The sequence below is a fragment of the Caldococcus noboribetus genome (assembly GCF_055389385.1).
The window spans coordinates 126,236-137,340 of the sequence record NZ_AP042475.1 but is presented as its reverse complement, the minus strand read 5'-3'; the positions used below and the strand labels follow the sequence as shown (position 1 = coordinate 137,340).

General features: G+C 58.8%; 10 protein-coding genes. 6 read left to right on the top strand and 4 right to left on the bottom strand.

Translation table 11 applies throughout. The features are described 5' to 3' along the window. Positions 1-26 precede the first annotated feature (26 nt). The 3 genes from ACZ5GQ_RS00710 to ACZ5GQ_RS00700 all read left to right on the top strand — a co-directional run bounded on the left by ACZ5GQ_RS00710 (position 27) and on the right by ACZ5GQ_RS00700 (position 4,582). Positions 27-1,349, top strand: coding sequence for a lyase family protein (locus ACZ5GQ_RS00710; RefSeq protein WP_498856758.1), 1,323 nt, complete (start codon positions 27-29; stop codon positions 1,347-1,349). A gap of 408 nt (positions 1,350-1,757) precedes the next feature. Continuing rightward, positions 1,758-2,552: an aldo/keto reductase gene (locus ACZ5GQ_RS00705; RefSeq protein WP_498856757.1), complete on the top strand. Its 795-nt coding sequence runs from the start codon at positions 1,758-1,760 to the stop codon at positions 2,550-2,552. A gap of 110 nt (positions 2,553-2,662) precedes the next feature. Next, a complete protein-coding gene (locus ACZ5GQ_RS00700) occupies positions 2,663-4,582 on the top strand; it encodes an AMP-binding protein (RefSeq protein WP_498856756.1) in 1,920 nt (639 codons plus the stop codon). A gap of 3 nt (positions 4,583-4,585) precedes the next feature. On the opposite strand, the gene ACZ5GQ_RS00695 is transcribed toward ACZ5GQ_RS00700, so the two are convergent. Both ACZ5GQ_RS00695 and ACZ5GQ_RS00690 read right to left on the bottom strand, forming a co-directional pair. After that, a complete protein-coding gene (locus tag ACZ5GQ_RS00695) occupies positions 4,586-4,984 on the bottom strand; it encodes a DUF1634 domain-containing protein (RefSeq protein WP_498856755.1) in 399 nt (132 codons plus the stop codon). Between the two features lie 13 nt (positions 4,985-4,997). Next, on the bottom strand, positions 4,998-5,864 hold the full coding sequence (locus ACZ5GQ_RS00690; protein ID WP_498856754.1) for a sulfite exporter TauE/SafE family protein: 867 nt from the start codon (positions 5,862-5,864) through the stop codon (positions 4,998-5,000). A 192-nt stretch (positions 5,865-6,056) separates the two neighbouring features. On the opposite strand from ACZ5GQ_RS00690, the gene ACZ5GQ_RS00685 reads away from it, so the two are divergent. Then, complete coding sequence (locus tag ACZ5GQ_RS00685) at positions 6,057-6,794, top strand: helix-turn-helix domain-containing protein (protein ID WP_498856753.1); 738 nt, start codon at positions 6,057-6,059, stop codon at positions 6,792-6,794. Here the strand turns inward: ACZ5GQ_RS00685 and ACZ5GQ_RS00680 are convergent. Then, entirely contained in the window at positions 6,781-7,149 is a 369-nt protein-coding gene (locus ACZ5GQ_RS00680) for a nascent polypeptide-associated complex protein (RefSeq protein ID WP_498856752.1), read from the bottom strand. The two genes, ACZ5GQ_RS00685 and ACZ5GQ_RS00680, sit on opposite strands and share 14 nt — an antisense overlap. Before the next feature lie 76 nt (positions 7,150-7,225). Between ACZ5GQ_RS00680 and ACZ5GQ_RS00675 the strand changes: the two genes are divergently transcribed. Further along, positions 7,226-8,515, top strand: a complete 1,290-nt coding sequence (locus tag ACZ5GQ_RS00675; protein WP_498856751.1) for an MBL fold metallo-hydrolase — start codon at positions 7,226-7,228, stop codon at positions 8,513-8,515. A 110-nt stretch (positions 8,516-8,625) separates the two neighbouring features. On the opposite strand, the gene ACZ5GQ_RS00670 is transcribed toward ACZ5GQ_RS00675, so the two are convergent. Next, the gene (locus tag ACZ5GQ_RS00670; protein ID WP_498856750.1) at positions 8,626-9,333 is read right to left on the bottom strand and encodes an HAD family hydrolase; all 708 of its coding nucleotides are present in this window, start codon (positions 9,331-9,333) and stop codon (positions 8,626-8,628) included. A 90-nt stretch (positions 9,334-9,423) separates the two neighbouring features. Between ACZ5GQ_RS00670 and ACZ5GQ_RS00665 the strand changes: the two genes are divergently transcribed. After that, positions 9,424-11,094, top strand: coding sequence for an acyl CoA:acetate/3-ketoacid CoA transferase (locus ACZ5GQ_RS00665; protein WP_498856749.1), 1,671 nt, complete (start codon positions 9,424-9,426; stop codon positions 11,092-11,094). The last annotated feature ends 11 nt before the right edge of the window (positions 11,095-11,105 follow it).

Genomic DNA, 11,105 nt, shown 5'->3' with positions numbered 1-11,105 from the left:
GGCACAGGGTAACCCGGGGTAGGCGCTTGAGCTCATACGCTGAGAGGGCGAGGCCATACTACCTTGAGACGGGCACGAGGCCCCCCAGGAGGCTCATATGGGCAGTGGCCATGGTTAAGGCCGCCGCGGCCAGGGCGAACAGGGAGCTCGGCCTCCTGGAGGCCTCAAAGGCGTCAGCCATAGAGTCGTCTGCGCTCGAGGTGGCCAGGGGACTCCATGACAGCGAGGTCACAGTTGACATCTTCCAGACGGGCTCAGGGACAGGCATAAACATGAACATAAATGACATAGTGGCAGGCCTGGCCTCGAGGCTCTGCGGCTGCAGGGTTCACCCCAACGACGACGTCAACATGTCCCAGTCCAGCAACGACGTCATGCCTACGGCCCTCCGCCTGGCCGCTATAGCTGCGGTCAACGAGGACCTTGTGTCTGCCGTCAGGGAGCTTATCTCGTCGCTGAGGGATGCCAGCTCGAGGTTTGGCGACCTAGTGAGGCCTGGGAGAACTCACCTGAGGGACGCCCTTCCCATAACATTTGGGCAGCAGCTCGAGGCATACGCCCACATGATAGAGAGGGACCTCTCCGCTGTCACCTCAGTGCTTGGCCTGCTGGCAGAGGTGCCCCTGGGAGGAACTGCAGTGGGCACGGGGGCCAACGCCGACCCCAGGTTCGCTGAGCTAGCGGTCAGGGAGCTGAGCTCCCTCACAGGGTTAAGCCTCAGGCCCTCACCGTCAAAGTCCGCCCTGATGAGGTCCCTCTCTGACGTCGTGGCCCTGAGCGGGGCCCTCAGGTCCCTGGCCCTGGACATGATGAGGGTCTCCAACGACCTGAGACTCCTTAACTCGGGCCCCAACACTGGGCTCAATGAGGTTGAGGTTCCAGTTGACGTGCCAGGCAGCAGCATGATGCCGGGCAAGAGGAACCCGGTGACCCTTGAGGCCGTGAACCAGGGGGCGGCGCAGGTGCTAGGCTATGACCAGGCGCTGGCCTGGGGCGCCTCGCTGGGGGAGCTAGAGCTTAACATGGGCATACCCGTGGTAGCCTATAACGTGCTTAAGGAGGTCGAGCTCCTGGCCGAGATGGCAAGGAAGCTGGCAAGGACGGTGTCACAGGTCATACCGCACAGGGAGAGGATGCTCCAGCTCGCTGCCTCAAGCCAGGCCCTCGTGACCTTCCTCTCGCCGCTCGTGGGCTACGACGCTGCGGCAGCCATTTCGGAGGCCATGAGCAGGGGGGTCACTCTTGAGGAGGCCGTGAGGTCCGCGGTCAAGGACGAGGAGAAGGCCAGAAAGGTCATAGAGGCGCTCTCAGACGTAAGGAAGCTTACGGGCCCCGTGAGGCTGCAGTAGCTTTACATGGCGGCCTGCTGATCCGTCCCTCAGGGCAAATGTAAGGGCCCTTGCAACCGTAGGCGACTCGAGGACGCGGCTGCAGCGCTACATATTATTTACATAATGATAGCTGCCGACGTTGATGGTTAACCCCTAGTGGACACGAGCCTAGGACATTAAATGGCGTGACTCCTGCCATGCGCAGTTCCCCCTCAAGGACCGGCAGCCTGGGCCTCTTCAAGGTGCGCGGTGCTGCCATTATGAAGTAGCCAGAAGCCCTGAGTGGAGGCCCACCTAAGGAACTCCTTGGGGCTCAGCAAAGGCCACGATCATCACCTGTCAGGGATAGCTGGGTCCTCACAGCCCAGCATGGTATACTGGCTTAGGCTTATTTACTTATGCTGTGCCCCCTGCGGAGGGTTCAGCTTGAGGCTGTGCGACAAGGAGGCCTCGCCCCTGGGCCTGGGCACCTGGGGCATGGGAGGCGGGTTCTGGAGCCCCGACTACAGCAGGGACGACCTCTACGTTAACGCCATAAGGTACGCCTACGAGCGCGGCATAAGGGTCTTTGACACCGCCGAGATGTACGGGGGCGGTCACACGGAGGAGCTCGTTGGGAGGGCCCTCGCCGACGTGGCGGACGAGGTGATAATTATAAGCAAAGTCTGGCCCAACCACTTCCACTATGATGACCTGGTGAGGTCCGCGGAGGCCAGCAGGAGGAGGCTTGGAGTGAAGTCAATAGACGTCTACCTGCTTCACTGGCCCAGCAGGGACGTGCCGCTGCAGGAGTCCATCAGGGCCCTGGAGGACCTCGTTGACAGGGGCGTAATAAGGTGCATGGGCGTGAGCAACTTCGACAGGCAGCTGCTGGAGGAGGCCATGAGCCTGGCGAGGAGGCACGAGGTAGTAGTCGATGAGGTTGAGTACAGCGTTTACAACAAGTGGGCTGAGCGGGACCTGATACCGTTCGCTAGGCAGGCGGGGGTCACGATAGTGGCTTACTCGCCGCTTGGCAGGGGATCAGTGAGCTCCGACTCAAGGCTAGCCAGGATAGGGGCCAAGTACGGGAAGACACCCGTGCAGGTGGCCCTCAACTACCTCATGAGGAGCTCCCTGCCCATACCCAAGGCGTCAAGGAGGGAGCACATAGATGAGCTCCTAGGCGCCGTGGGCTGGAGCCTGAGCGACGAGGACTACAGCTACATAAGGTCCCTTTAGCTCACGGCGAAGCCTTGCCGCATATATAGGCCATGTCCGCTCAGTTATAAGTTCCTGTATACATTTCTGTAAAGAAGTAGGAAAAATGTGGAACTAGAGGTGTTTTGGCCGTGTCTAAGGTTGTGGAGGAGATATACTCTATAAGGAAGCTCCAGGCCCTCTCTTCCCTGGCCTCAAAGGACCCGGCCGCGTTCTGGGCCCAGCAGGTGGACCTGATAGACTGGTTCCAGAGGCCAGCGAAGGTCCTCGAGGGGAGCCCGCCCACCGAGAGGTGGTTCGTAGGGGGCCTCATGAACGTCTCATATAATGCCGTGGACAGGCACCTCAGGGACAAGGCCGACAGGGTGGCCTTCTACTGGACCAACGAGTCCCTGGACTACAAGGCTATAACGTTCAGGGAGCTTTACTACCAGGTCAACAGGGCTGCCTACGTCCTGAAGCAGCTTGGGGTCAAGCGCGGCGACGTGGTATCAATGATAATGCCGAGCATACCTGAGGCCGTTTACTTCGGCCTGGCAGTTCACAGGCTAGGGGCGATACTTGCAATACACTACGTTGGGCTCAGCGACGACGTCATGGCCTTCAGGCTCCAGGACGCCGGGTCAAAGGTCCTCGTGGTAGCCTCCAAGGGCTTCAGGGCCGGCCAGGAGATAAGGATAAAGGACATAGCTGACAGGGTGCTCAACAACTTCAAGACGCCAGTCGAGAAGGTGCTGGTCGTTAGCAGGGGCTTCAGCGACTTCAACGTCAACGGAAGCCGTGACGTGGTCTATGAGGACATAGCCCCCAGGGGGAAGGTCTACGTGCCGCCGGAGCCCGTTGACGCGAGCGACGTGGGAACTATATACTACACGAGCGGCACCACCGGCAGGCCCAAGGGGATAACCCAGACGCGGGGAGGCTACATAGTTGCGCTAAACTGGACCTTCAAGGCGCTGTTCAACCTGGGCCCCAACGACGTCTGGTGGACCATATCAGAGCTGGGGTGGCCCGTGTGGCCCATGGCTAACCTCTACACGGCCCCAGTAATGGGGGTGACGGCAGTGCTCTTTGAGGGCTTCGTGGGCCAGAGGCCTGACCTGTTCGCCAAGGTAGTTGAGAGGTTCGGCGTGACCCACGTGTGGTCCTCGACGACAACCCTCTACACCCTGAAGGGTCTTGGCTCGGAGTCGGTGACCGGGGGCGACACGTCCACGCTCAGGATAATACTCAACACCGGAGAGCCCCTCAACGTGGGCGCCTGGCAGTGGTTCAGGGAGAACCTGCCTAACACGTACATAGGCGACGCGTACTGGATGACCGAGCACCTGAGCCCCATAGCGGCAACCCCCTACGGCATAGCCGAGCTCCCCTTCAGGCCGGGCTCGGCTGGGATAGCCTTCTCGCCAACAAGGGTCTTCATAGTTGACGACGAGGGGAAGCCGCTGCCGCCTGGCAACAAGGGCTACATAGTGCTGAGTCCCTACACGCCCGCCCTGGGCAAGATGTGGAACGACCCCAACTACGAGAGGTACATAAAGACCTACTGGTCCAGGTTCCCCGGCTACTTCTACACGGGCGACTACGGCTACATGGACGAGGACGGCTACCTCTACGTGCTCGGCAGGGCAGACGACGTGATAGCCACCACCGGCCAGAGGATAGGCACCATGGAGGTGGAGAGCACCATAGGCACTCACCCGGCCGTCGCAGAGGTGGCCGCGGCCAGCATGCCGCTGCCGGGAGGCAAGGGCTCGGCGCTGCTGGCGTTCGTGGTGCTCAGGCCGAGCTACCAGCCAAGCGACCAGTTAGCCGAGGACATAAAGGCCTACGCCAGGAACGCTGGCTACATAGTTGACAGGGTTGTCTTCGTGAGGAAGCTGCCGAAGACCAAGAGTGGAAAGATAATGAGGAGGCTGCTGAGGGCGGTGCTCAACCAGGAGCCGTTGGGCGACACCTCAACGCTTGACGACCCAGCAGCCTTTGAGGACACAAAGAGGCTGATAGAGCAGGTGAGGGAGGAGTTCAGGAAGCTGCTGCAGCAGTCGTAAGGGCTACTTCACGACCAGGGCCGGTATGACGAATATTGCTAACATCAGGTTCATGAACACCACGGCAGTGATGAAAGTGTAGAGCCAGTTCCTTTCATGTGCGAACTGCGCTATGCCTATGGCAACTCTCACTACAGGCGTGGCCATGAGGATTATGAGGCCTATGAGCACGTAGGCGAGCCCGTTTAGGCCCATGACAGTCTTAGAGTTTATGTAGCTGACGGGCAGTATTGAAGTGTTAACTGGGGAGTTAGCTATGACTAGGTCCCTGAACGTATAGGTGCCTGCCCCCCTGTGGATGTAGATTAGGCCTATGCCGAATATTATGAAGGCTGCTGATATTAGAACCCCTATCCTAAGGGTCCACCCAATTATGTCCTCAAAGCTTATGTTCCTGGGCACCGTCACCACCTCCTCAGTGTATCACGCCAACGCCCCTCAGTATCATCTCAACTCCCAGGAAAGCCAGTATGGCAGTGAATATGTACCTTATGGACCTGTTGGTTATCTTGGGCAGTATCTTGGAGGCGGTCATCGAGCCCAGCAGGACGCCGAGGGCCGTGAAGCCCGCCAGTATGGGCTGTATGAGGCCGAAGGCCCAGTATATGGCGCTTCCCGTGGCCGCCGTGACGCCAATCATGAAGTTGCTGGTCGTGGTGCTCACCTTCATGGGCAGGTTCATGGCCCAGTCCATGCCGAGCACCTTGAGGGCCCCGCTCCCTATGCCCAGGAGGCCTGATATGAAGCCGGCGAAGAACATTATCGTCTCCCCAAGCCACCAGCGGACCCCGTAGTACTTGACCTCCTGCTTCAGGGCCTCGTCGTAGTACTCGCCGTGCAGCTGGAAGACCCTTGTCGTCCAGTCTGGCTTCATGGGCTTTGGCAGCTCAAACTTGGACCTCTCCATCTGGAAGTATATCTGGCTCAGGAGGACGGCGCCGAACACTATATAAATTATGTACTCGAGGTGGTGGGCGTAGACGAAGGCAGCTGTCAGGGAGCCCACTATGGAGCCCGTGGTGGTCGCTATCTCCAGTCCCATGCCTATCCTAACGTTAGTTATCCTGTCCTTAACGTAGGCGCTGGCTGAGCCGCTGGAGGTCGCTATTGTTGATATTAGGCTTGCCCCCGTGGCGTAGGCTATAGGGATTCCAAGGAACAGGGTGTAAAGGGGGACCAGGAAGGTCCCACCGCCAAGGCCCACCAGGGCGCCGAGGAAGCCTGATATTATGCTTACTATCACTACCAGGGCAAAGAAGACGTCTATTGGCACGTGAAGCATTCCCTGTGCCCTAAGGCAAGGGTTAGGCAGGGTAATTAAAAAGACTTTCACCTCGGCTGTAATGTTTCAATGTAATTATGAACTGATAGCTATGTTCTAAAATCAGTAATTATATATTCAAACGAGTACTAGATAATCTATTAATCTAAATCCGCTTAATAGTTGTACATCGTACTTCCTGCGGGGACTCCCTTGGGGGAGCTCGAGGAGTTCGCCTACAAGGCAGTCGCCGTCAGGATAGCTGGTGACATAGTTCTCAGCGACTCCCCCGGCGCAGCCCTGAGGAAGTGGAGGGAGTACTTCAAGCTGAGCCAGCAGGAGGTAGCCAAGTACATGGGGGTCTCCTCCAGCGTGCTCAGCGACTACGAGAAGGGCAGGAGGAGCCCCGGGGCAGGGTTCATAAGGAGGTTCGTCACGGCCCTCCTTAAGGTTGACGCCGAGAAGGGCACCAAGAGGGCCGAGAACCTGGTCAAGGCGCTAGGCATACCGACCACGGGCATAATAGACATGCAGGAGTTCAGTGAGCCCATGACGCTTGAGGACATAATAATAACCGTTGACGGCATACTGCTTTACCCTGACTACCCCAGGGGGCTGGTGGCCTACGGCTACACGGTGATAGACAGCATTAAGGCAATAACGGAGCTCACCAGCATGCAGTTCTACACTATGCTGGGCTCAGTGCCTGAGAGGGTCATAGTGTTCACTAAGGTCACGGCCGGCAGGAGCCCTATGGTCGCGGTCAGGGTTTCCCTGGTGAAGCCGAGCATAATAGTTATCCACGGCCCCAGGGAGCACGTGGACTACCTGTCGATAGAGCTTGCAAGGCTCGACAGGATACCCCTTGTCCTCAGCACGCTCAACAGCGTTGAGGAGCTCGTCCAGAGGCTGAGGAGGCGGACGGGCGGCAGGGGCTTCACGATCCCTTGAGCTTAAGTATGGCCTCAGCTATGTCTCCGTTTGCAGCTATTAGTGCATTCCTTGCAGTCTCTAGGTCGACCCCAGCCTGCTCGGCCACAAGCTTCACGTCCTCGTCGCTAATCTGGGGCTGGGCGGGCTGCTGGGGCTTGACCTCCCTGGGCTCGCCCACTATGTATATCATGGTGGGCTGGTTCCTCCCTCTAACTATTATTACCTGCGGCTCCTCGACGACCAACTGCTTGTCCTTAGTCTCTATAGTGACCCTGGTGGCCTCCAGCTCCTCAGCCTCGATGCCCATCCTCTTGAGCATCCTCTTGAGCTCCCTTGGGTTGACCCCCATCAACGGCCTCTCCCTCAACTTCATGGTAAGTATCGCTTAATATAGCCTTCTGCTACACGAGGGCAGGCGGAAGCTGTGCTGGAGACAGGTCAGATGAAAGATGGGTAGCAGCGACGAGACGCCCAAGATAAGGATCCTGGGCAGTGGAAGGGAGGTCGGAAGGGCAGCCATAGGTGTAGAGTACAGAGGGCGCATGGTTCTCCTAGACTACGGCGTAAACTTTGACGAAAACGAGCAGCCAATATACCCGCTTCACGTGAGGCCTAAGGACGTGGAGGCGCTTGTGCTGACTCACAGCCACCTGGACCACGTGGGCGCAGCGCCGGCGCTCTTCATATCAGTGAAGCCAAGGCTCCTGGCAACCCCCTTGACCCTTGACGTGACTAGGCTGCTTCTCTACGACATGATAAAGCTCAACGGGCCCAACCTGATCTTCGACAACAGCACCGTTGATGACATGCTTGGCGTGGCCGAGAGCGTGGACTACGAGAGGTCTATCGAGCTCGGCGACTTCACGCTCACGCTCATGTCAAGCGGCCACATACCTGGCTCCGCCTCAGTACTAGTTGACGTTAACGGCAGGAAGGTGCTGTACACGAGTGACATGAATACCATAGAGACGAAGCTGATGAACCCTCACAAGCTGACGGGGGTAAAGGCCGACGCGGTGATAATAGAGTCCACCTACTCCACAGTGACGCACCCTGAGAGGAGCAACACGGAGAAGGAGTTCTATGAGTCCGTGGAGGACGTGGTCAAGAGGGGAGGCACCGTACTCGTTCCTGCCTTCAGCGTCGCCAGGGGGCAAGAGATAATGTGCCTCCTCGAGGAGAGGGGCTTCGGCTGGCCAGTCTGGATAGACGGCATGATAAGGTCAGTCACGGACCTCTACCTGGCGCACAGCAGCTTCATCAAGGACCCGAGGCTCCTTGCCAAGGCCCTTGAGGACCAGAACGTGGTCAAGGGCTGGGGGGACAGGAAGAAGGCCCTCAAGAGGCCTGGGGTCATAATATCAAGCGCTGGCATGCTTAAGGGCGGCCCGAGCCTGTACTACTACGCAAGGATGGTGCAGAACGAGAAGGATGCTGTGTTCCTGGTCAGCTACCAGGCCCCGGGCACACCGGGCAGGCAGGCCCTTGAGGAGGGCGTGTTCTTTGACGGCGAGAGGAAGCTGCCGGTGAAGGCAAGGCTTCAGATATTCGACTTCTCGAGCCACACTGACTGGAGGGGCGTGGTACAGACCCTTAAGTCCCTGGCAGGAGTCAGGAAGGTAATCCTGGTCCACGGCGAGGCCCAGGGCCAGCTGAGGCTTGCGTCTAAGATTAAGGACGAGCTGGGGGACGTGGAGGTCCTGGTGCCCCAGAACGGTGACGAGATAGTCATTGACTAGCGGCAGCCTTATTTGCCTGGCCTCCCACAGCCTATGTGAATGAGGAATTTGCCGAGTGCTGAGCCGCTGAGGCTGTGAGGAGAGGGAACCTCGCCTGACGCTTCGTCGTTTCAGCCTCCTTTAACGCCAAGGAGCCACCTGGCGAACTCCAGGAAGCCGGCGCCTCCCCTGCCCTTGGCTACGAACTTCACCTTTGCCTTAACAGCTGGGGCCGCGTCGCCCGGGCAGCCGCTTATAGGCACTACAGAGAGCATGTCAAGGTCGTTCTCGCCGTCCCCTATGGCGGCCGCCTCGGAGGCCTTGACCCCTATGAGCTCAAGGGCCCTAAGGAGCCCCTCGCCCTTGCCGTTGCCGGGGTTTATATGGACGGCGTAGCCGCTCCAGAGGACCCTGAGGCCGTAGGCCTCGGCGGCCTCTGAGATAGTCCTGAGAAGCTCAGCCTTTGAGCCCTCGCTCACCCCCTTGGGCATGAAAAAGGCCATGTCGTGGTACCTGAACTCGTTCTGCCAGCTGGGCCTGAGGCCCAGCTCCTGGAGCTTCCTGAGCAGCCCCTCAGGGGGCCTGCCGGAGCACACGTGGTGTATCTGCCCCCTGTACATTATGACGCAGCCGTTCTCCGCCACGACAGGGCCACTGGAGCCCAGGTACACGCTGAGGCCGGCGGTCACCGGAAGGCTGTTGCCCGAGACCAGGATCACCTTAACTCCGCGGGACTCCAGGAGCCTTATCCCCCTGATGGCGTGCACGCTTACCCTCAGGTCACCCCTCCTCACAGTGAGCGTGCCGTCAACGTCTGACCCGACCGCCTTCAGCGACAACCGCGCTCCCAGCTTTAGCTCTCGCAGTAAATATTAAAGCCCCTACATACTTCTAAAGTAATTGAAGCACAGATTTGGAGGTAACTTAACATGAGTGATGACGTTGTGAGCCTAATAGCCAGGAAGAAAATAGTTAATGACCCAGACTTCGTCCTGTCGCAGATAAAGGACGGCGACGTCGTTGCAATCTCCGGCTTCAACGAGATAACGTCGCCGGACTACCTCATAGAGAGGCTCTATAGGCTGTACATAAAGACGGGCCACCCCAGGAACCTCTTCATAATAAGCGACACGTTCCCTGGGACCCCCGGCAGGGGGCTTGACAGCATAGCCCAGATGATGTACAAGAGGGGGGACAGGGACTTCATAAGGGGCATGCTGGTGGCCTTCTACGGCTGGAGCGAGACCCTCCAGAAGATGATAAAGGAGGAGTGGTTCGAGGCCTACGCCTGGAGCATTGGGATCCTGGCCTACTGGTTCAGGGAGGTCGGCAGCGGAAGGCCCGGCGTCCTGACCAGGGTGGGGCTCAACACCACCGCTGACCCAAGGTATGACGGCACGGCCCTCAACGAGACGGCCAAGGAGAGGAGGACTGTCAAGGTACAGCTGCTTAACATAGACGGCAAGGAGTACCTGCTCTACACTGCCCCGAAGCCGAAGTTCGCCCTCATAAGGGGGAGCACGGCCGACGAGATAGGGAACCTGTCCCTGGAGGACGAGGTGGCCTACGGCACGGTGCTGAACATAGCGCAGGCTACTAAGGCCATGCCGGAGAAGGGCACTGTGATAGCCCAGGTTCTCAGGGTGGCCAGGTTCGGCTCCATAAACCCCAAGAGCGTCGTGGTCCCAGGCCCGCTGGTGGACTACGTGGTGGTCGCGCCCAGGGAGTACCACAGGCAGTCCCACAGCTTCGACTATGACCCCATAGTTGCTGGGAGGGTGATACCCCCCACTGACCTAATGGCCGTTCAGGCGGAGAGCAGCCTGGACGAGAGGAAGGTAGTGGCAAGGAGGGTGGCCCTCGAGCTCGCGAAGCTCGTTGAGAAGTACGGAAGGCCTGTGGTGGTAAACCTCGGCGTCGGCATACCTGCAATGGTTGGAGAGGTCGCCATGGAGGAGGACATACAGGACCTGATAGTGCTCACGGTGGAGTCAGGCACCTGGGGAGGGAAGCCGCTCTACGGCCCTGACTTTGGGGTCTCCATAGGGGCCTTCGCCGTGCTCTCCGTGCCTGACCAGTTCACCATGTACGAGGGAGGGGTCATAGACGCAGCCTCCCTGGGCTTCATGCAGATAGACAGGTACGGCAACGTCAACTCGTTCTTCACAGAGTCAAAGATACCGGGGCCGGGAGGGTTCCCAGCTATAGCTTCAGGGGCGCCTGACATTTACTATGCGGGCCTCTTCACTGCAGGCAAGGGGGCAAAGTACGAGGTGGCCAACGGGAAGCTGAAGATAATCTCCGACGGGAACATAGTGAAGTTCGTCAACAGGGTGGACAAGGTAGGGTGCTCATCAAAGGTCATGATAGAGAACAGGAAGAACGTGCTTTACATAACCGAGAGGGCCGTGTTCAGGCTGACGCCCGAGGGGCTGGAGCTCATAGAGGTGGCCCCCGGCGTCGACCTGGAGAGGGACGTGCTGGCAAAGATGGAGTTCAAGCCCATAATAAGGAAGGAGCCGGAGCTCATGGACCCGAGGATCTTCACCCCCAAGAGGATGGGCCTGAAGGAGGAGCTAGTGAAGGCCATAAGGGCCTGAGGCTAACGCTT